Raw genomic sequence first — 19,107 nt, forward strand, 5'->3', positions numbered from 1 at the left:
CTCTGTGACCACCGCAGCCAGCACCGCACGCCGCGCGACCGCCTCTCCGGTGGGCGCGCGGCGCCGCGTGGCGATCCTGATCCTCGGGGCCGTCGCGCTCCTGGTCTCGATCACCCTGTCGCTGGCCTTCGGTTCCCGCCCGGTGTCGGTCGATGAGGTCGTGAACGGCATCACGCTGTGGCTCCGCGGCGAGACGCCCACCGACATCGGAGCGATCGCCGTCCAGAGCCGCATCCCCCGGACGGTGCTCGCGCTCATCGCCGGAGCCGCCCTCGCGCTCTCCGGCGCGCTCATGCAGGCGATCACCCGCAACCCGCTCGCCGATCCCGGCATCCTCGGCGTCAACACGGGCGCCGCGCTGGCCGTCGTGTCCGGCATCGCGTTCCTCGGTGTCACGAGCGCCACCGGCTACCTCGCGCTCGCCTTCATCGGCGCCGCGATCACCGCCGTCTTCGTGTACTTCATCGGCTCCATCGGCGCCGGTGGAACGACGCCGATCAAGCTCGCACTCGCCGGCGCGGCGACCACGGCGGCGCTGAGCTCGGTCGTCTCCGCCATCCTCCTTCCCCGTCAGAACGTCATGGACGAGTTCCGGTACTGGCAGGTCGGCAACGTCGGCCGCGCCACCTGGGAGACGATGGCGGTCGTCGCCCCTGTGCTCCTCATCGGCGCGGCCGTCGCGATCGTCTGCGCCTCGGCACTGAACGCCCTCGCCCTCGGCGACGAGCTGGCGATCGGCCTCGGCGTCCACGTGGGCCGCATCCGCCTCATCGCCGCCATCGCCGGCGTCGCACTGTGCGCAGCCGTCACCGCGGTCGCCGGCCCGATCGGATTCGTCGGGCTCATGGTGCCCCATATCGTCCGCATGGTGTCGGGACCCGACCAGCGGTGGCTCCTCCCGTTGTCGGCCGTCGGAGGCGCGATCCTCCTCGTCCTCGCCGACACGATCGGCCGCGTCATCGGCTTCCCCAGCGAGGTCGAAGCTGGCATCGTCACCGCGTTCCTCGGTGCTCCGGTGCTGATCGCCATCGCCCGTCGCACCCGCCTGAGGGGGCTCTGATGCCGACACTCCTCGCCCCCCTCGAGCTGTCCGCCGACGAGCAGATCGAACAGGTCCGTCTCGGCCGTCGCCGCCGCACGCGGCGCCGGGTCATCGCGATGTCGTGCCTCGGAGCACTCCTCCTGCTCCTCATCGCCGCGATGCTCATGCTCGGCAACACGATCTACTCGCCCGGCGACGTCCTCGCGGTGATGTTCGGACAGCAGGTGCAAGGCGCATCGTTCACCGTCGGCACGCTGCGGATCCCCCGGGCGATCACGGCTGTCCTCGCCGGCATCGCGTTCGGCGTCGCCGGCGCAACCTTCCAGACGATGCTCCGCAACCCGCTCGCGAGTCCCGACGTGATCGGCATCACCTCCGGCGCCAGCGCCGCCGCGATCCTGTCCCTCATCGTGCTGGGGTGGAGCCACGCCGCCACGAGTGCGCTGTCTCTCGTCGCGGGTATCCTCACCGCCCTCATCATCTATCTCGCAGCCCGCGGGGGCACCTCGACCGGTGGCCGGCTCATCCTGATCGGCATCGGCGTCGGCGCGATGCTCGATTCGGTCGTCTCGTTCCTCATCGTCCGGGCGAACGTCTACGACGTCCTCGTCGCCGCGCGCTGGCTGACCGGCAGCCTCAACGGCTCCCGTATGGACGAGGTGCCGACGCTCGGGATCGCCGTCGCGATCCTCGTCCCGATCGTGCTCTTCCTGAGCCGCGATCTGAACACCCTCGAACTCGGCGACGCGTCGGCGACGTCCCTCGGGGTGAAGGTCGACCGCACCCGCCTGCTCCTCGTGGTGGCGGCCGTCGGCCTCGCGTGCTTCGCCACCGCCACCACCGGTCCGATCGCCTTCGTCTCCTTCCTCGCCGGACCGATCGCGGCGCGCATCGTCGGACCGGGCACATCGGTGATCCTCCCCGCCGCGCTCACCGGCGCCTGCCTCGTCCTGGCCGCCGACCTCGTCGGTCAGTTCGCCTTCGGCACGAAGTTCCCCGTCGGCGTCATCACCGGCATCCTCGGTGCGCCGTATCTTCTCTACCTGCTCGTCCGGACCAGCCGCCGCGGAGGTTCCTCATGACCGAACACCACCTGCTCGAGACCCGCGCGCTCATCTCCGGCTACGGCAGCCGCACGATCGTGGACGGTGTGGACCTCACGATCCCCGCCGGCCGGATCAGCGTCATCGTCGGCGCCAACGCGTGCGGCAAGTCGACCCTCCTGAAGACCGTGTCACGGCTCGTCTCGCCCACGGGCGGAGAGGTCGTCCTCGACGGCAAGGCGATCGACCGGATCCCGACGAAAGAGCTCGCCCGCACTCTCGGGCTGCTGCCGCAGCAGCCGATCGCCCCCGAAGGCATCGTCGTCGCCGAACTGGTCGGTCGCGGTCGCCATCCGCACCAGACGCTGTTCCGCTCGTGGACGGCCGACGACGACCGCGCGGTCGCCGAAGCCCTCGCGGCCACCGGCGTCTCGGACCTCGCCGACCGGGCGATGGACGAACTCTCCGGCGGACAGCGTCAGCGCGTGTGGATCGCGATGGCACTCGCGCAGGAGACCGACATCCTGCTCCTGGACGAACCGACGACGTTCCTCGACGTGGCCCACCAGGTCGAGGTCCTCGACCTCCTGACCGATCTGAACCGCCGACGCGGCACGACGATCGTCATGGTCCTGCACGACATCAATCTCGCCGCGCGCTACGCGGACCACCTGTTCGCGCTGAAAGCCGGGCGCCTCGTCGCGCACGGCACGCCGGAAGACGTGGTCACCGCCGAACTCATGCGCGACGTCTTCGACCTCGATTCCGTCGTCATCCCCGACCCGGTCTCCGGGTCGCCGATCGTGCTCCCCCGCGGTCGACACCACATCCTCGCCTCGCACACCGGAGACACCCGATGACCGCTTCCACCTCCCGCTTCTTCCGAGCCACCGTCACCGCCGTCACCGACCTCACGCCGAGCTTCCGCAGGTTCACGTTCGGCGGCCCCGACCTCGCCGACTACGGCGACCCTGGCTTCGATCAGCGCATCAAGATCGTCTTCCCGAGCGGCGAGGCGGGTCTGGACGCGATGCCCACCGGCGATGACTGGTACCTCGAATGGCGGGCGCTCCCCGAGCAGTCCCGACCCGCCTTCCGCACGTACACGACCCGCGCCGTCCGCAACGACGCGCGCGAGGTCGACGTCGACATGGTCGCGCACGACGTCATCGGCCCGGCCTCCGCGTGGATCGACCGAGCCATGGTCGGCGACGAGGTGCTCATCTTCGCCCCCACGCGGGCGCACACCGGGGTGAGCTACGGCATCGACTTCGTGCCGCCCGCGGCGACCGATCACATCCTGCTCGCCGGTGACGAGACCGCCGCACCGGCCGTGGCGGTCATCCTGGAGCAGCTCCCCGAGTCGGCGAGCGGTGTCGTGGTGCTCGAACTCCCCCACCCCGAGGACGCCGCCTACCTGCCGCACCACCCCGGGTTCCGCTACCACGTGGGCGCCCGGCCCGCGGGTCGGCGGCACGCACACCTCGTCCCCGAGGCGATCGACACGGCGGCCCTGCTCGCTCCGGCCGGACGCGGCGCCGAGGTCGAGGAGGTCGACATCGACGAAGGCATCCTGTGGGAGGTCCCCCGCACCGCCAAGGGCGGGGCGGCGCTGAAGAGCGCTCCGCTCTACGCGTGGCTCGCCGGCGAGTCCGCCGCCATCAAGACCCTCCGACGGGCGCTCGTGACCGATCACGGCGTGGACCGCCGGGCCGTCGCGTTCATGGGGTACTGGCGTGAGGGACGCGCGGAGAACTGACCGCCATCGCCCCGATTCTCTCGATCGCGGTGCGCAGCAGCTCGGGTGAACACCCGAAGTTCAGGCGCACGTGGCCCACACCGGACGCCCCGAACAGCGGCCCGTGGTGCAACGCCACCCCCGCCTCCTTGAGGATCCGTCGCGCGGGGTCATCGCCCCAGCCGTAGGCGGACAGGTCGATCCAGGCGAGATATCCCGCCTGGGGAATCCGGTATCGCGCGAGCGGCAGATGCTCGGCGAGAAGATCGGCCACCAGGTGCCGGTTGCCGTCGAGCGCTGCGCGCAGGCCGTCGAGCCAGGCATCGGATTCCTCGCTGAACGCGGCGATCGCCGCGTGGACGCCGAACAGACCGGTCCGCCACTCCACCTCTTTGGGCAGCCCCCGCACGATTCGAGTCGCCTGGTCGGAGGCTGTCACCATGACAGCGCATTTGAGCCCGGCGAGGTTGTACGCCTTCGACGCGCTCGTGACGGTGTAGCCGACGGCCGCCGCGTCCTCGGATGCCGCGAGGAAGGGCGTGAAGGATGCCGCGTCGTGCACCAGCGGCGCGTGGATCTCGTCGCTGATGACGGCCGCGCCGTACCGGCGCGCCGAGGCGGCGATCGCGGCGAGAGACTCCCGCGTGTGGACGGTCCCCGTCGGGTTGTGCGGGTTGCAGACCAGCACGACGCGGGCTCCGGCAGCCAGCGCCGTATCGATGCCGTCGACGTCGAGCTCCCAGCCGTCGCCGGTGTCGCGCAGCGGGACCTCGTCGACGACGGCCCCTGCCTCCTCCGTGCACATCGCGAACGGCGGGTACACCGGCGGGGCGATGACGACGCGATCCCCCGGTTCGGTGAGCGCTCGGATCAGTTCGACCACGCCCATCATGACGTCGCCCGTGGTGCGCACGCGCGTGGCATCCACGTCCCACCCCAGGCGCCTTCGCGCGAAAGCGGCGAACGTTTCGGCGAGGCCGTGCCGCGGCGGGGTGTACCCGGTGTCGCCGAGGGCGACGGCCTCGCTCAGAGCGCGAGTGATGGGCTCGGCGAGGGGGAAGTCGGTCTCCGCCACGAACATCGGGATCACGTCATCGCCGTATGTGCGCCATTTCGAGCTCGATCGGCGACGCAGGGTCTCCAGCGGGAGGGCGTCGAGAGGAAGGACGGTCACGCCCCGAGCCTAATGACGCGAAAAGCCGGATGCCGCGTGCGTGAACGCACGTGACATCCGGCTGGGGCGCGGGAAGTCAGATCGAGAAGCCGAGGGCGCGCATCATGTCGCGGCCGTCATCGGTGATCCGCTCCGGTCCCCACGGCGGCATCCAGACCCAGTTGATCCGGAACCGCTCCACGACGCCGTCCAGGGCCTGACCGGTCTGCTCCTCGAGCACGTCGGTCAGCGGACACCCGGCGGAGGTGAGGGTCATGTGGATGACGAGGGCGTCGTTCTCGTCATCCCAGCCGAGGTCGTAGATCAGGCCCAGGTCGACGACGTTGATCCCGAGTTCGGGATCCATGACGTCCTTGAGGGCCTCGGTGACCTCGTCGTACTTCTCGGGTGCGAGGGTCTCGGTCATGCGATGATCCTAGGCCTCGTCGGCGTCAACCGGGGCGAGGAAACGGTCGTAACCCTCTTCCTCGAGGCGTGCCGCCAGCTCGGGGCCGCCCTCCTCGGCGACGCGGCCGCCCACCAGCACGTGGACGAAGTCGGGCTTGATGTAGCGGAGGATGCGCGTGTAGTGCGTGATGAGGAGCACGCCCATGTCGGTCTGCTCCTTCGCACGGTTGACGCCCTCGGAGACGATCTTCAGCGCGTCGACGTCGAGGCCGGAGTCGGTCTCGTCGAGCACGGCGAGCTTGGGCTGGAGGAGCTCGAGCTGCAGGATCTCGTGACGCTTCTTCTCACCGCCGGAGAAGCCCTCGTTGACGTTGCGCGCCGCGAACTTCGGGTCCATGCGCAGGTTCTTCATCGCCTGCTTGACGTCCTTGCTCCACGCCCGGATCGAGGGCGCTTCGCCGTCGATCGCGGTCTTCGCGGTGCGGAGGAAGTTGGTGACGGTGACGCCGGGGATCTCGACGGGGTACTGCATGGCGAGGAACAGACCCGCACGGGCACGCTCGTCGACCGACATCTCGAGAACGTCCTGACCGTCGAAGGTGATGGAGCCGGAGGTCACGGTGTACTTCGGGTGGCCGGCGATCGTATAGGCGAGGGTCGACTTGCCCGAGCCGTTGGGGCCCATGATCGCGTGGGTCTCGCCGGTGCGCACCGTGAGGGTGACACCGTTGAGGATCGGGGTCTCGCCGGCTTCGGTCTCGACCGTCACGTGGAGGTCGCGGATCTCGAGGACAGACATGTCAGGCTTCTTTCTTCAGTTCACAGCTTTGGTCACCGCGGGGTCGATGAGGACATCGTCCCCCTCGATCGTGACCTCGTAGACAGGGACCGGCTCGTACGCCGGCAGGTTCAGGGGACGTCCGGTGCGCAGCGAGAACGCCGAACCGTGGGCCCAGCACTCGAGCGTGTCGCCCTCGACGAACCCCTCCGCGAGAGAGATGTCGCCGTGCGTGCAGGTGTCGCCGATCGCGTGGACCTCGCCGTTGCCGTCGAGGACGACCGCGATCGCGACGCCGTCGATCTCGACCCGCGTCGCGGTGTCCTGAGTGAGGTCGCTCAGCTGAAGGACCTTCTTCGCGGTCATGCAGCGGGCTCCCCGGCGAGTTCGGCTTCGATCGCCGCGGTGAACTCCTCCTCGAGCGAGGGGATGCCGAGCTTCTGGACGATCTCGATGAGGAACCCGAGGACGACGAGGCGGCGTGCCTCCTCCTCATCGATGCCGCGAGCCTGCAGGTAGAACAGCTGCTCGTCGTCGAAGCGACCCGTCGCGCTGGCGTGGCCGGCCCCGACGATGTCGCCGGTCTCGATCTCGAGGTTCGGGATCGAGTCGGCACGCGCGCCGTCGGTGAGCACCAGGTTGCGGTTGGCCTCGTACGAGTCGGTGCCGACGGCATCCGGCCCGATGAGGACGTCGCCGATCCAGACGCTCCGTGCGCTCGCGCCCTGGAGGGCACCCTTGTAGAGCACATCGCCCACGGTGTGCGGACCCTTGTGGTGCAGGTACACCTGGCTCTCCAGGTGCTGACCGGCATCCGAGAACGACAGCCCGTACAGGTTGCCGTTCGCACCGGCTCCGGCGAGCTCGACGGACGGGTTCACGCGGACCACGGCGCCGCCGAGGCTGACCACGATGTGGGTCAGGGTGGCGTCGCGGTCGACGCGCGCCTGGTGCGCGGAGAGGTGCACGGCGTCGTCGTCCCAGCGCTGCACCGACACGACGGTCAGTGCGGCACCGTCGCGGACGATGATCTCGACGTTCTGCGCCTGCTCTGCGGTGCCCTCGTGGCGGAGGATGATCGTCCCGCGCGAGTTGGCCTGCGCCTCGATCACGACGTGCGCATGCGCGACGCCGCCTCGTCCGGTGAGACGGACGACGACGGGCTCGTCGAGTTCGACGCCGGCGGGGATCCGCAGCAGCGGAGCCTCGGCCTCCTGAGCCCACGCGATCGCGCTCGGCAGGTCTTCGGGACGGAAGACCTCACCACGCGGCGACTGGCCGACGGTGAGACGCCCCTGCTCGAGCCCTGCGGCGCCCTCGACCTCGACGCCGATGACGTCGTGGGGCGCGGGCTCGTTCAGCAGCAGCGACTGCAGGCGTGCGAGCGGGGTGTGCTTCCAGTTGACCTCGCGCCCGGTGGGCGTCGCGAAGTCGGCGGGGTCGAACGACCAGGGCCGCTCGGAGCGGGTCTGGACGGGGACGACGGCGGTGCCGCCGACCAGCGCGCCCGCAGGGTCGGTGTGGCCCTTCGCGCCGGCGGCGGGGGCCTCGGTGGTGGTCGTCATCAGCCGACGGATCCTTCCATGCCCATCTCGATGAGCTTGTTGAGCTCGATGGCGTACTCCATGGGCAGTTCACGGGCGATGGGCTCGATGAAGCCTCGGACGATCATGGCCATCGCCTCGTCCTCCGGCATCCCTCGGCTCATCAGGTAGAAGAGCTGCTCTTCACTGACCTTGGAGACGGTCGCCTCATGACCGAGCTGCACGTCGTCGACGCGGATGTCGATGGCGGGGTACGTGTCACTGCGGGAGATCGTGTCCACGAGCAGGGCGTCGCAGCGGACGGTGTTCGCGGAGTGGTGGGCGTTCGCGTCGACGCGGACTTCGCCGCGGTAGCCGGCACGGCCACCGCCGCGGGCGATCGACTTCGAGACGATCGACGACTGCGTGTACGGAGCCATGTGGATCATCTTCGCGCCGGCGTCCTGGTGCTGACCGGGACCGGCGAACGCGACCGACAGGGTCTCGCCCTTGGCGTGCTCACCCATGAGATAGATCGACGGGTACTTCATCGTCACCTTGGAGCCGATGTTGCCATCGACCCACTCCATCGTCGCGCCCTCGTGCGCGACGGCACGCTTCGTGACCAGGTTGTAGACGTTGTTCGACCAGTTCTGGATCGTCGTGTAGCGAACGCGGGCGTTCTTCTTCACGATGATCTCGACGACGGCCGAGTGCAGCGAGTCACTCTTGTAGATGGGGGCCGTGCACCCTTCGATGTAGTGCACGTAGCTGCCCTCGTCGGCGATGATGAGCGTCCGCTCGAACTGGCCCATGTTCTCCGTGTTGATGCGGAAGTAGGCCTGCAGTGGGATCTCGACGTGCACGCCCGGCGGGACGTAGACGAACGAGCCGCCCGACCAGACGGCCGTGTTCAGCGCGGCGAACTTGTTGTCGCCGGACGGGATGACGGTGCCGAAGTACTCCTCGAAGAACTCCGGGTGCTCACGGAGGGCGGTGTCGGTGTCCATGAAGATGACACCCTGCTTCTCGAGCTCCTCGTTGATCTGGTGGTAGACCACCTCGGACTCGTACTGAGCCGCGACACCGGCGACGAGGCGCGCACGCTCCGCCTCCGGGATGCCGAGCTTCTCGTACGTGTTCCGGATGTCCTCGGGGAGGTCCTCCCAGGACTGCGCCTGCTTCTCGGTGGAGCGCACGAAGTACTTGATGTTGTCGAAGTCGATCTCCGACAGGTCCGCACCCCACGTGGGCATGGGCTTGCGGTCGAACAGGGAGAGACCCTTCAGACGGGTCTTCAGCATCCATTCGGGCTCGGACTTGAGTGCGGAGATGTCGCGGACGACAGCCTCGCTGAGGCCGCGCTTCGCGCTGGCGCCCGCGGCGTCAGGGTCGTGCCAGCCGAACTCGTACACCCCCAGACCTTCGAGCTCCGGACGGTCGATCAGGACATCCGACATGACATTTCCTCCTCATGGGCCGCAACGGTGTCATCCGTCCCGGCATTCCCGATCTCGCATGGAGTGATGGGAGGGGGATGCCGATTCTTGGGCCACTCTGACGGTGCGGGATCCGCGCCTACAATCGATGGGGGTGCAGCGCGACGCTGTCTCGCGCGCCCCGACCCCCTCATTCTACAGGCACCGCCACCATCCCCGGCGTGCCGCCTTCGCCCAGGAAGCGTTCCCGATGACCTCGACCGACACCGTCACGCACGCCCGCCAGGACCAGGGCATCGGCCGCCCGCTGCGGGTGTTCGCGTGGCTGTCGTTCCTCGCCGAGGTCCTCATCATCGCCACCGGTGGCGCCGTGCGACTCACCGGATCCGGCCTCGGCTGCCCGACGTGGCCCACCTGCACGGCCGAATCCCTCATCGCGACCCCGGAGATGGGCATCCACGGCGCGATCGAGTTCGGCAACCGGACGCTGACGGGTCTCGTCGGCATCCTCGCCCTCGTCGTCGTCGCGCTGGTGTGGAAGATCCGCCGCGAGCGCCGGGACCTCTTCATCCTCGCCCTCGTCGTGCTGGGCGGCGTCGTCGCCCAGGCGATCGTCGGCGGCATCACGGTGCTGACCGGGCTGAACCCCTTCATCGTCGGATTCCACTACGTGGCATCCGTCGCCATGGTGAGCGTCTGCGCCGCGTTCCTCTTCCGCCTGAACCGCACGCCCGGTCCGCGCGAGAGCGCCGTGCCGCGCGCTTACGCGATCCTGACGCACGTCGCGACCCTGCTGCTGGCCCTCACGATCGCCTTCGGCGTCCTCACGACCGGCGCGGGCCCCCACTCGGGCGACGCGGCGGCCGGCCGCAACGGCTTCAACGCGGAGGTCCTCGAACACGTCCACGCGTGGCCGAGCTACGCGCTGCTCGCCGCGACGCTCGCCCTCGTCGTCATCGCCTGGCTGAAGGGACTGCCGACCCGCTTCTGGATCACGACGCTGCTGCTGCTGGAGATCGTGCAGATCGCCGTCGGGCTCTTCCAGGCCCGCAACGGACTGCCCGAACTGGCCGTGGGCGCGCACATGGTGCTCGCCGCCCTGCTCGGAGCCGCCATGACGCTCTCCGTCCTGTCGATGAAGCGTCAGGTCGACACAGCAAACGCATAGGGGTCTCATCGGATCGACCCTGGTCGACCGCTCAGGCTGGGACGCCGCGACGGAATGCGTCGCGTCCCCGAACCGAGGAGACTCATGTCCACCCACCCCAGCCTCGTCCGCAGCATCCCGTTCTGGCTGCTGATCGTCGGCTCCCTCGCCAGCACCTCCGTGGGTGCTTATCTCCTGATCGACAAGCTCGGACTCATGGAGACCGCGCTCACCGAGGGGACCGCGACCGGTGTCGAGGTCTACGTCGGTCAGATCCAGGCCGTCCTCGGCGCGATCCTCATCGGCGCCGGTCTCATCGGCCTCGCCCTCGCGGCGACCATCGGCGCACTCCGGAGCGTCGTGCGCACTCCTGCCCCCGTGGTCCTCGAGGAGACCGAGTTCGACGACCAGGACGACGTCGCACTGGACGACGCCGAGCTCACCACGACTGAGGACGTCCCCGCCTCGGCACGCTGACAGCGGACGGATCGGCCCGCTGCCAGCTCAGAAGGGCAGCAGCGGGTCGATCGCGATCGCGACGAACAGCAGCGTCAGGTACGTGATCGACGCGTGGAAGACGCGCATCGGCTCGATCTGCTCGCCGCGCACGGCGCGGGCGTACAGCACGTGGGACTCGTAGATGAACCATCCACCGAAAACGAGGGCCGACACGGTGTAGACGAGACCCATCCCCGCGACGGGGATCAGCAGCAGCGAGCTCGCGATCGTGGCCCAGGCGTAGAGGATGACCTGCAGGCCGACCTGGATGCCGTCGCGCGTCGCGCCGAGCATCGGCACCTCAGCCTCTTCGTAGTCGCCCTTGTACTTCATCGACAGCGGCCAGTAGTGCGGCGGCGTCCAGAGGAAGACGAGCAGGAAGAGGATGAACGGCGTCCACGACAGCGACTCGGTGACCGCCGACCAGCCGATGATGACGGGGAAGCATCCGGCGATGCCGCCCCAGACGATGTTCTGCTCCGTCCGGCGCTTGAGCCAGATCGTGTAGATGACGACGTAGAAGAAGATCGCGGCGGCGCTGAGCGTGGCGGCGACCCAGTTGGTCGTGAGCCAGAGCCAGACGACCGAGCCCACCCCGAGCGTCCACGAGAAGATGAGCGCGCCGCGAGGGGTGACCTCGCCGGTGACCAGCGGGCGGTTCACGGTGCGCTTCATCCGGGCGTCGATGTCCCGGTCGAGGTACATGTTGAACGCCGCGGCAGACCCGGCGCTGGCGGCGCCGCCGATGACGGTGGCGAGGATGAGCCACAGATCGGGCAGACCCTGCTCGGCGAGGAACATCACCGGGATGGTCGTCACCAGCAGCAGTTCGAGGACGCGGGGCTTGGTGAGCTGGACGTAGGCGCGGACGGTGCGGCCGAGGGACGGTCGGGTCGGCGTCGCGCGCGCGCCCGTCTCTGTGATTGCCATCGTCCCCACCGGTGTTGATCGTCGCGAAGAGTCTACGCCATCGGCGCGGCGGGGATCGTTGGCAAACCATTGCCATCCTTCGTCACAGAGGCGGTGCGGCGCCCCGGCCGGGGGTCTCGCTCGCTATGCTGAAACCCCGACGCGCGGGACGACCCCCTCCCTTCTTGAGAGCGGCTGCCGTTCGCGCCGAATCCCTCACGAAAGGCGACCAGGTGTCAGAACTGGTATGGGACGAGATCGACCGGCGCGCGGTGGACACCGCACGAGTGCTGGCGGCCGACGCGGTGGAGAAGGTCGGCAACGGCCACCCCGGAACCGCGATGAGCCTCGCACCGGCGGCGTATCTGCTGTACCAGCGGGTGCTCCGTCACGACCCGACTGACACCGACTGGCTGGGCCGCGACCGCTTCATCCTCTCGGCGGGCCACTCCTCGCTCACGCAGTACGTGCAGCTGTACCTCGGTGGCTTCGGCCTCGAGCTCGACGACCTGAAGTCGCTGCGCACGTGGGGCTCGCTGACCCCGGGTCACCCTGAGTACGGACACACCATGGGCGTCGAGATCACGACCGGCCCGCTCGGCCTGGGCCTCGCCTCCGCCGTCGGCTTCGCGTACGCCGCCCGTTACGAGCGCGGCCTGTTCGACCCGGATGCCGCGGCGGGCACCTCCCCGTTCGACCACCACGTCTACGTGATCGCCGGCGACGGCGACCTGCAGGAGGGCGTCACCGCTGAGGCCGGCTCGCTCGCGGGTCACCAGCAGCTCGGCAACCTGATCGCCATCTACGACTCCAACCAGATCTCGATCGAGGACGACACGAATGTCGCCTTCACCGAGGACGTCCAGGCCCGCTACGAGGCCTACGGCTGGCAGGTGCAGACGGTCGACTGGAAGAAGAGCGGCGACTACGTCGAGGACGTCGCCGAGCTCCACGCCGCGATCGAGGCCGCGAAGGCGGAGACCGCCAAGCCGTCCCTGATCATCCTGAAGACGATCATCGGCTGGCCCTCCCCCGGCAAGCAGAACACCGGCAAGATCCACGGCTCCGCCCTCGGCGGCGACGAGCTCGCCGCGACCAAGAAGGTGCTCGGCTTCGACCCCGAGAAGACCTTCGACGTGGCCGAGGACGTCATCGCCCACACCCGCGGGCTCGCCGAGCGCGCTGCGACCGACCGCGCTGCCTGGCAGGAGTCGTTCGACGCGTGGGCAGCCGCCAACCCGGAGCGGAAGCAACTCCTCGACCGCCTCGAGGCCGGCGCCCTTCCCGACGGCATCCTCGACGCACTCCCCTCGTTCGAAGCGGGCAAGGACGTCTCCACCCGTGCCGCGTCGGGTGTCGTCCTGAACGCCCTCGCCGAGGAGCTTCCCGAACTGTGGGGTGGTTCGGCCGACCTCGCTGAGTCGAACCTCACGACGATCAAGTCGGCGAAGAGCTTCATCCCCGCCGAGTGGTCGACGCACGAGTGGTCCGGTGACCCGTACGGCCGGGTGCTGCACTTCGGTATCCGCGAGCACGCCATGGGCGCCATCGTCAACGGCATCAAGCTGCACGGCCCCACCCGGCCCTTCGGCGGCACGTTCCTGATCTTCAGCGACTACATGCGCCCCGCGGTGCGCCTGGCCGCCCTCATGGATATCTCGTCGATCTTCGTGTGGACGCACGACTCCGTCGCCCTCGGCGAGGACGGTCCCACGCACCAGCCGATCGAGCAGCTCGCGACGCTCCGCCTCATCCCGAACTTCACGGTCGTCCGTCCCGCTGACGCCAACGAGACGGCAGCGGCGTGGCTGGAGATCCTGCGCCGTCAGGGCGGACCCACCGGCATCGCCCTCACTCGCCAGAACATCCCCGTGTTCCCGCGCGGCGAAGACGGGTTCGCGACTACGGAGGGTGTCGCCAAGGGCGCATACGTGCTCATCGACGCGCCCGAGGGGACGCCCGACGTGATCCTCATCGCGACCGGCTCGGAGGTCCAGCTCGCCGTCGCCGCCCGCGAGACGCTCGCCGCCGACGGAATCGGTGCGCGCGTCGTGTCGGCGCCGAGCCTCGAGTGGTTCGCCGAGCAGGACGCCGCGTACCGCGAGTCGGTGCTGCCGGCCGCCGTCACCGCCCGCGTCTCGATCGAGGCGGGGTCGACCGGCCTGTGGCGCTCTGTCGTGGGCGACCGCGGCCGCTCCATCGGCATCGACCACTTCGGCGCATCGGCCGACTACAAGACCCTGTTCGAGAAGTTCGGCGTCACCGCCGATGCCGTCGTCGACGCGGCCCGCGCAACCGTCAAGGAGAACGCATGAGCACCCCCACCGCAGACCTCTCGGCCGCCGGCGTCAGCATCTGGCTCGATGACCTGTCGCGCTCGCGCATCGACAGCGGCAACCTCGCCGAGCTGATCGAGACCCGCGACGTCGTCGGTGTGACGACGAACCCCTCGATCTTCCAGGCCGCCATCGGCAACACCGCCGACGACTCGTACGACGCACCGCTGGTGGCGCTCGCGAACGCGGGCGCCGACGTCGACACGGCGATCTTCGAGATCACGACGAACGATGTCCGGGATGCCGCGGAGATCTTCCTCCCGCTGTTCGAGAAGACCGGCGGTGTTGACGGTCGCGTGTCCATCGAGGTCTCCCCCGACCTCGCGCACGACACCGAGGCGACGATCGCGCAGGCGAAGGAACTGTGGGCGAAGGTCGACCGGCCGAACACGCTCATCAAGATCCCCGCGACCCTCGCGGGCCTCCCGGCGATCACCGCAGTGCTGGCCGAGGGCATCTCGGTCAACGTGACGCTGATTTTCAGCCTCGAGCGCTACGCCGCCGTCATGGACGCCTACCTCACCGGCATCCGCCAGGCCGCCGCGAACGGGCACGACATCGCGACGATCCACTCGGTCGCGTCGTTCTTCGTCTCCCGCGTGGACACCGAGGTCGACAAGCGACTGGACGCCCTCGGCTCCTCGGCCGCCACCGCCCTGAAGGGCAAGGCGGGGCTCGCCAACGCGCGTCTCGCCTACGAGCTCTTCGAGAAGACGTTCGCCGAGCCGCGCGCCATCGAGCTGATCGCCGCGGGCGCCAACGTGCAGCGTCCGCTGTGGGCGTCCACCGGCGTCAAGGACCCCGCCCTGCCCGACACCCTCTACGTCACCGAACTCGTCGCTCCCGGCACTGTGAACACGATGCCCGAGAAGACCCTCGAGGCGACCTTCGACCACGGCGTGATCACCGGCGACACCGTCACCGGCAACTACGCCGACGCGCATCGCGTCTTCGACGAGCTCGCCGAGGTCGGCATCGACCTGGTCGACGTCACCCAGGTGCTCGAGGACGAAGGCGTCGACAAGTTCATCGTCTCGTGGCACGACCTGCAGGCCACCGTGCGCACGGCCCTCGACGCCGCCCGCTGAACGATGGCAGCCACGATCTCCCGCGGGTCCAACCCGCTGCGCGACCCGGACGACCGGCGACTGAACCGAATCGCGGGGCCGAGCGCCCTCGTGATCTTCGGCGTCACCGGCGACCTGTCACGCAAGAAGCTGATGCCAGCCGTCTACGACCTCGCGAACCGAGGCCTGCTCCCCCCGGGCTTCGCCCTCGTCGGGTTCGCCCGGCGTGACTGGGAGGACCAGGACTTCGCCGAGGTCGTCTACGAAGCCGTGCGCCAGCACGCCCGGACGCCGTTCCGTGAAGAGACCTGGAAGCAGTTGCTGCAGGGCATCCGCTTCGTGCAGGGCGAGTTCGACGACAAGGAGTCGTTCGCCCGGCTTCGCGAGACCGTCGAGCGTCTCGACGTGGAGCGCGGCACGATGGGCAACCACGCGTACTACCTGTCGATCCCGCCGAAGGACTTCCCGACCGTGGCGCGACAGCTCCGCGACTCCGGACTCGTCGACGACACCGCTGATGAGGACCGCTGGCGGCGCGTCGTCATCGAGAAGCCGTTCGGCAGCGATCTGCAGACGGCTCGCGAGCTGAATGAGGCCCTCGAGGTCGCCTTCCCCGCCGACGCGATCTTCCGGATCGACCACTACCTCGGCAAGGAGACGGTCCAGAACATCCTGGCGCTGCGGTTCGCCAACGAGCTCTACGAGCCGCTCTGGAACGCGAAGTACGTCGACCACGTGCAGATCACGATGGCCGAGGACATCGGCGTGGGCGGCCGAGCCGGCTACTACGACGGCATCGGCGCAGCCCGCGACGTCATCCAGAACCACCTTCTGCAGCTGCTCGCGCTGACGGCGATGGAGGAGCCCATCTCGTTGGATGCCGCGCACCTGCGCGCCGAGAAGGAGAAGGTCCTCGCAGCCGTCAAGCTCCCCGCAGACTTGGCGACCGCCACCGCGCGTGGTCAGTACGCCGGCGGCTGGCAGGGCGGCGAGGAGGTCACCGGCTTCCTCGACGAAGAAGGCATGGATCCGGAGTCCACCACCGAGACCTACGCCGCCATCAAGCTCGAGATCGCGACGCGGCGCTGGAACGGCGTCCCGTTCTACCTCCGCACCGGCAAGCGGCTGGGCCGGCGGGTCACCGAGATCGCCGTGGTCTTCAAGCACACGCCGCCGACGCTGTTCCTGCGCAGCCAGGCGCTGCAGCTGGGGCAGAACGCGCTCGTCATCCGCATCCAGCCCGACGAGGGTGTCACCCTTCGGTTCGGCTCGAAGGTCCCCGGCGCCGGCAACGAGGTGCGCGACGTCACGATGGACTTCGGCTACGGGCACGCCTTCACCGAGTCCAGCCCCGAGGCCTATGAGCGCCTCATCCTCGACGTGCTCCTCGGCGATCCGCCGCTGTTCCCCCGCCACGAAGAGGTCGAACTGTCGTGGCGCATCCTCGACCCCGTCGAAGAGTTCTGGGCGGCTCAGGACGAGCCGCTCGAACAGTACTCGCCCGGCTCCTGGGGACCCCCTTCCGCCGATGAACTCCTGGCCCGCGACGGCCGCGTCTGGAGGCGCCCGTGATCGTCGATCTGCCCGACACCACCGTCTCGGTCATCGCCAAGAAGCTCGTCAGCGTGCGCGAGGAGGGCGGCGCGGTTGCCCTCGGTCGCGTCCTCACCCTCGTCATCGTCTCCACCGGAGGGTTCGACGAGGAAGCCATCGAAGCGGCGAACGCGGCCTCCCGCGAGCACCCGATGCGCGTCATCGTCCTCGTCATCGAGCCAGAGGGCGCCACGGGACTCGACGCGCAGATCCGGGTCGGCGGCGACGCCGGCGCGAGTGAGGTCGTGGTCCTCCACGCGCGCGGCGACGCCGCGAGCAACCAGGAGAGTCTCGTCAACGGACTGCTCCTGCCCGACGCCCCGGTCGTCGCCTGGTGGCCTGAGGATCCGCCGGCCGACCCCGCCCGCTCGCCGATCGGACGCATGGCGCAGCGCCGCATCACCGATGCCTCCACGAAGCCGTTCGTCGGCGACCGGCTCTCCACCCTCGGCGTCTCCTACCGTCCAGGGGACACCGACCTGGCCTGGACCCGTCTCACGCACTGGCGCGAGCAGCTCGCCGCTGTCCTCGACCAGCCGGCGTACGAGCCGGTGACCGCCGTCGAGGTGGTCGGCGCGGGGAGCTCCCCCTCCACCGGGCTCCTCGCCGCGTGGCTCGGACTGAAGCTCGAGGTTCCGGTGCGGTGGACGTACGCGCCGCAGGAGGAGTGGAGCCACGGCATCCGCTCGGTCAAGCTGTCGCGCGAGTCGGGTGAGATCGTCCTCGAGCGCGTGAACGAGCGCGAGGCCACTCTCACCCAACCGGGACAGCCCACCCACGACATCGTGCTGCCGCGTCGCTCGCTGCGCGAGTGCTTGGCGGAGGAGCTGCGCCGACTCGATCCCGACCTCTTGTATGGTCGAGTGATCACGGACGGCTGGGCGACGCTCGAGCCGCCCACGAGCTAGGAGACCCATGGCGCAGTTGCGAGCAGAGAAGCGTGTCGTGGTCAGCCCCGACGCTGACGCACTCTCCGAGAAGGTCGCCACGCGCCTCCTCAACCGCGTCGGCCGTCGCGCCGCCACCGGCAAGCAGACCCACCTGCTCATCAGTGGCGGCACCGCCGTCACCGCGGTCCTGCGCGCCGCCGGATCCGCCGACGCGCGCCGGGACGTCGATTGGTCGCGGGTCCACCTCTGGTGGGCCGATGAGCGCTTCGTCCCCGCGGATTCGCCCGAGCGCAACGTCTCGATGGCCCGCGATGCGCTGCTCTCGCACATCGACCTGCCCGAGGAGAACGTCCACGCCTTCGCCGCGTCCGACGGCGGGATCGATCTCGATGCCGCTGCGCGGGCCTATGCGGAGGACCTGGAACGGCACGCGGCGCGGGCGAACCCGTGGCCTGATTTCTCGGAATGCTTCCTCGGCGTCGGGCCCGACGGACACATCGCGTCGCTCTTCCCCGACCGCACCGAGATCGCCGACCTCGACAACGCCGTCCTCCCGGTGCGGCACTCCCCCGTCCCGCCGTCCGACCGGCTGACCGTGACCCGCCGGGTCATCAACTCCGCCCGTCGGGTGTGGATGATCCTGCCCGGTGCTGACAAGGCGTCCGCGCTGGGGCTCGCCCTGGCCGGTGCCAGCTACCACTCCGTGCCGGCCGCCGGAGCCAAGGGTCGCCGTCACACGATCTTCTTCGTCGACGAGGCCGCCGCGGGCGACGTCCCCGAAGAACTCATCGATCCGGACTTCTGACGAACGACGAACGCCACCACGTCGAGGACGGGTGGCGTTCGGAAGTGGTGCGGGTCAGTCCTGGCCGCGACGCTCGCGGAGGAGCTTGAGCGCGTCGTCGAGGATCGAGTCGGCCTCCTCCTCGCTGCGACGCTCCTTCACGTAGGCGAGGTGCGTCTTGTAGGGCTCGGTCTTCGCGACGGCAGGCGGGTTGTCCTTGTCGCGCCCCGCCGGCAGACCCGAGTGCGGCGAGTCGATGGTCTCGGGGATCTCCTCCTCCGAGATGCCGGCGGCGAAATAGCGGACGGTCTCGTTGCCCATCGCGTCCCAGTACGAGACGGCCACGCGGTCGGCGTGGTGTCCGTGGTCCTGCTCACCCATGGGGCCGGCGCCCACACGGGTGCCCCGAATCGCGTTCCCCCCGGTCGCCATCAGATGCCCTGGAACTTCGTGATGAGGCCGAGCGCGACGATGGTGACGAACCAGACCAGCGCGAGGATGATCGTGAAGCGGTTGAGGTTGCGCTCCGCGAGACCCGACGATCCCATCGCGGAGCTCATGCCGCCGCCGAACATGTCGGAGAGGCCGCCGCCGCGACCCTTGTGCAGAAGGATCAGGAGGGTGAGCAGGAGGCTGGTGATTCCCAGCAACACCTGCAGCACGAGCTGGAGGATGTCCACAGTGGTAAAGCCTTTCGGGTCGCCGGGGGCTCGGCGCACAGAGCACGAGTATACCGTCTGCGCGGCGCGGACCCAGTTG

At 69.2% G+C, this 19,107-nt stretch carries 20 protein-coding genes; 11 read left to right on the forward strand and 9 right to left on the reverse strand.

The features are described from left to right. From ACHFGS_RS03540 to ACHFGS_RS03555, 4 genes are all read left to right on the forward strand, one after another. Positions 1 to 1,060, forward strand: a 1,060-nt coding sequence (locus tag ACHFGS_RS03540; RefSeq protein WP_394289154.1) for a FecCD family ABC transporter permease, incomplete at its 5' end; no start/stop codon positions are given. Beyond that, positions 1,060 to 2,124, forward strand: coding sequence for a FecCD family ABC transporter permease (locus ACHFGS_RS03545; RefSeq protein ID WP_394280158.1), 1,065 nt, complete (start codon positions 1,060 to 1,062; stop codon positions 2,122 to 2,124). The genes ACHFGS_RS03540 and ACHFGS_RS03545, both read left to right, overlap by 1 nt. Beyond that, on the forward strand, positions 2,121 to 2,945 hold the full coding sequence (locus ACHFGS_RS03550) for an ABC transporter ATP-binding protein (protein ID WP_394280159.1): 825 nt from the start codon (positions 2,121 to 2,123) through the stop codon (positions 2,943 to 2,945). The genes ACHFGS_RS03545 and ACHFGS_RS03550 overlap by 4 nt, the downstream gene beginning before the upstream one ends. Then, entirely contained in the window at positions 2,942 to 3,844 is a 903-nt protein-coding gene (locus tag ACHFGS_RS03555) for a siderophore-interacting protein (RefSeq protein WP_394280160.1), read from the forward strand. The genes ACHFGS_RS03550 and ACHFGS_RS03555 overlap by 4 nt, the downstream gene beginning before the upstream one ends. Here ACHFGS_RS03555 and ACHFGS_RS03560 read toward each other — a convergent pair. From ACHFGS_RS03560 to sufB, 6 genes are all read right to left on the reverse strand, one after another. Then, complete coding sequence (locus ACHFGS_RS03560) at positions 3,807 to 4,997, reverse strand: MalY/PatB family protein (RefSeq protein WP_394280161.1); 1,191 nt, start codon at positions 4,995 to 4,997, stop codon at positions 3,807 to 3,809. The genes ACHFGS_RS03555 and ACHFGS_RS03560 overlap by 38 nt on opposite strands. 76 nt (positions 4,998 to 5,073) lie before the next feature. Beyond that, positions 5,074 to 5,403: a metal-sulfur cluster assembly factor gene (locus ACHFGS_RS03565; RefSeq protein WP_394280162.1), complete on the reverse strand. Its 330-nt coding sequence runs from the start codon at positions 5,401 to 5,403 to the stop codon at positions 5,074 to 5,076. Positions 5,404 to 5,412: 9 nt separating this feature from the next. After that, a complete protein-coding gene (gene sufC / locus ACHFGS_RS03570) occupies positions 5,413 to 6,183 on the reverse strand; it encodes a Fe-S cluster assembly ATPase SufC (protein WP_394280163.1) in 771 nt (256 codons plus the stop codon). A 15-nt stretch (positions 6,184 to 6,198) separates the two neighbouring features. Continuing rightward, positions 6,199 to 6,528 (reverse strand): non-heme iron oxygenase ferredoxin subunit, encoded by a 330-nt coding sequence (locus ACHFGS_RS03575; RefSeq protein WP_394280164.1) that lies wholly within the window; start codon positions 6,526 to 6,528, stop codon positions 6,199 to 6,201. Further along, on the reverse strand, positions 6,525 to 7,727 hold the full coding sequence (gene sufD, locus ACHFGS_RS03580) for a Fe-S cluster assembly protein SufD (protein ID WP_394280165.1): 1,203 nt from the start codon (positions 7,725 to 7,727) through the stop codon (positions 6,525 to 6,527). Before sufD ends, ACHFGS_RS03575 begins: the two co-directional genes overlap by 4 nt. Next, entirely contained in the window at positions 7,727 to 9,145 is a 1,419-nt protein-coding gene (sufB, locus tag ACHFGS_RS03585) for a Fe-S cluster assembly protein SufB (protein ID WP_394289155.1), read from the reverse strand. The genes sufD and sufB overlap by 1 nt, the downstream gene beginning before the upstream one ends. Before the next feature lie 229 nt (positions 9,146 to 9,374). Here sufB and ACHFGS_RS03590 point away from each other — a divergent pair, with 229 nt between their 5' ends. After that, a complete protein-coding gene (locus ACHFGS_RS03590; RefSeq protein ID WP_394280167.1) occupies positions 9,375 to 10,292 on the forward strand; it encodes a heme A synthase in 918 nt (305 codons plus the stop codon). Positions 10,293 to 10,376: 84 nt separating this feature from the next. After that, a complete protein-coding gene (locus ACHFGS_RS03595) occupies positions 10,377 to 10,748 on the forward strand; it encodes a dinucleotide-utilizing enzyme (protein ID WP_394280168.1) in 372 nt (123 codons plus the stop codon). 27 nt (positions 10,749 to 10,775) lie between these two features. Here the strand turns inward: ACHFGS_RS03595 and ACHFGS_RS03600 are convergent, their stop codons facing one another. Beyond that, the gene (locus tag ACHFGS_RS03600; RefSeq protein ID WP_394280169.1) at positions 10,776 to 11,699 is read right to left on the reverse strand and encodes a heme o synthase; all 924 of its coding nucleotides are present in this window, start codon (positions 11,697 to 11,699) and stop codon (positions 10,776 to 10,778) included. A 212-nt stretch (positions 11,700 to 11,911) separates the two neighbouring features. On the opposite strand from ACHFGS_RS03600, the gene tkt reads away from it, so the two are divergent. Genes tkt through pgl form a run of 5 tightly spaced genes read left to right on the forward strand, consistent with a single transcriptional unit; the run spans position 11,912 to position 18,369 of the window. Next, positions 11,912 to 13,993 (forward strand): transketolase, encoded by a 2,082-nt coding sequence (tkt, locus tag ACHFGS_RS03605; RefSeq protein WP_394289156.1) that lies wholly within the window; start codon positions 11,912 to 11,914, stop codon positions 13,991 to 13,993. After that, positions 13,990 to 15,102: a transaldolase gene (gene tal / locus ACHFGS_RS03610; protein WP_394280088.1), complete on the forward strand. Its 1,113-nt coding sequence runs from the start codon at positions 13,990 to 13,992 to the stop codon at positions 15,100 to 15,102. Before tkt ends, tal begins: the two co-directional genes overlap by 4 nt. A 3-nt stretch (positions 15,103 to 15,105) precedes the next feature. Continuing rightward, positions 15,106 to 16,653: a glucose-6-phosphate dehydrogenase gene (zwf, locus tag ACHFGS_RS03615; RefSeq protein ID WP_394280087.1), complete on the forward strand. Its 1,548-nt coding sequence runs from the start codon at positions 15,106 to 15,108 to the stop codon at positions 16,651 to 16,653. Then, a complete protein-coding gene (locus ACHFGS_RS03620; RefSeq protein ID WP_394280086.1) occupies positions 16,650 to 17,582 on the forward strand; it encodes a glucose-6-phosphate dehydrogenase assembly protein OpcA in 933 nt (310 codons plus the stop codon). The genes zwf and ACHFGS_RS03620 overlap by 4 nt, the downstream gene beginning before the upstream one ends. 7 nt (positions 17,583 to 17,589) lie before the next feature. Beyond that, the gene (gene pgl / locus ACHFGS_RS03625) at positions 17,590 to 18,369 is read left to right on the forward strand and encodes a 6-phosphogluconolactonase (RefSeq protein WP_394280085.1); all 780 of its coding nucleotides are present in this window, start codon (positions 17,590 to 17,592) and stop codon (positions 18,367 to 18,369) included. Between the two features lie 54 nt (positions 18,370 to 18,423). On the opposite strand, the gene ACHFGS_RS03630 is transcribed toward pgl, so the two are convergent. Further along, complete coding sequence (locus tag ACHFGS_RS03630) at positions 18,424 to 18,780, reverse strand: RNA polymerase-binding protein RbpA (protein ID WP_394280084.1); 357 nt, start codon at positions 18,778 to 18,780, stop codon at positions 18,424 to 18,426. Next, on the reverse strand, positions 18,780 to 19,028 hold the full coding sequence (secG, locus tag ACHFGS_RS03635) for a preprotein translocase subunit SecG (RefSeq protein ID WP_394280083.1): 249 nt from the start codon (positions 19,026 to 19,028) through the stop codon (positions 18,780 to 18,782). Before secG ends, ACHFGS_RS03630 begins: the two co-directional genes overlap by 1 nt. Between the last annotated feature and the right edge of the window lie 79 nt (positions 19,029 to 19,107).

Source organism: Microbacterium sp. (assembly GCF_043427715.1).
GTDB lineage: Bacteria > Actinomycetota > Actinomycetes > Actinomycetales > Microbacteriaceae > Microbacterium.

Coding starts and splice junctions, on each gene's coding strand:
- ACHFGS_RS03545 (WP_394280158.1), top strand. CDS start 1,060: ATGCCGACACTCCTCGCCCCCCTCGAGCTGTCCGCCGACGAGCAGATC.
- ACHFGS_RS03550 (WP_394280159.1), top strand. CDS start 2,121: ATGACCGAACACCACCTGCTCGAGACCCGCGCGCTCATCTCCGGCTAC.
- ACHFGS_RS03555 (WP_394280160.1), top strand. CDS start 2,942: ATGACCGCTTCCACCTCCCGCTTCTTCCGAGCCACCGTCACCGCCGTC.
- ACHFGS_RS03565 (WP_394280162.1), bottom strand. CDS start 5,403: ATGACCGAGACCCTCGCACCCGAGAAGTACGACGAGGTCACCGAGGCC.
- sufC (WP_394280163.1), bottom strand. CDS start 6,183: ATGTCTGTCCTCGAGATCCGCGACCTCCACGTGACGGTCGAGACCGAA.
- ACHFGS_RS03575 (WP_394280164.1), bottom strand. CDS start 6,528: ATGACCGCGAAGAAGGTCCTTCAGCTGAGCGACCTCACTCAGGACACC.
- sufD (WP_394280165.1), bottom strand. CDS start 7,727: ATGACGACCACCACCGAGGCCCCCGCCGCCGGCGCGAAGGGCCACACC.
- sufB (WP_394289155.1), bottom strand. CDS start 9,145: ATGTCGGATGTCCTGATCGACCGTCCGGAGCTCGAAGGTCTGGGGGTG.
- ACHFGS_RS03590 (WP_394280167.1), top strand. CDS start 9,375: ATGACCTCGACCGACACCGTCACGCACGCCCGCCAGGACCAGGGCATC.
- ACHFGS_RS03595 (WP_394280168.1), top strand. CDS start 10,377: ATGTCCACCCACCCCAGCCTCGTCCGCAGCATCCCGTTCTGGCTGCTG.
- ACHFGS_RS03600 (WP_394280169.1), bottom strand. CDS start 11,699: ATGGCAATCACAGAGACGGGCGCGCGCGCGACGCCGACCCGACCGTCC.
- tal (WP_394280088.1), top strand. CDS start 13,990: ATGAGCACCCCCACCGCAGACCTCTCGGCCGCCGGCGTCAGCATCTGG.
- zwf (WP_394280087.1), top strand. CDS start 15,106: ATGGCAGCCACGATCTCCCGCGGGTCCAACCCGCTGCGCGACCCGGAC.
- pgl (WP_394280085.1), top strand. CDS start 17,590: ATGGCGCAGTTGCGAGCAGAGAAGCGTGTCGTGGTCAGCCCCGACGCT.
- ACHFGS_RS03630 (WP_394280084.1), bottom strand. CDS start 18,780: ATGGCGACCGGGGGGAACGCGATTCGGGGCACCCGTGTGGGCGCCGGC.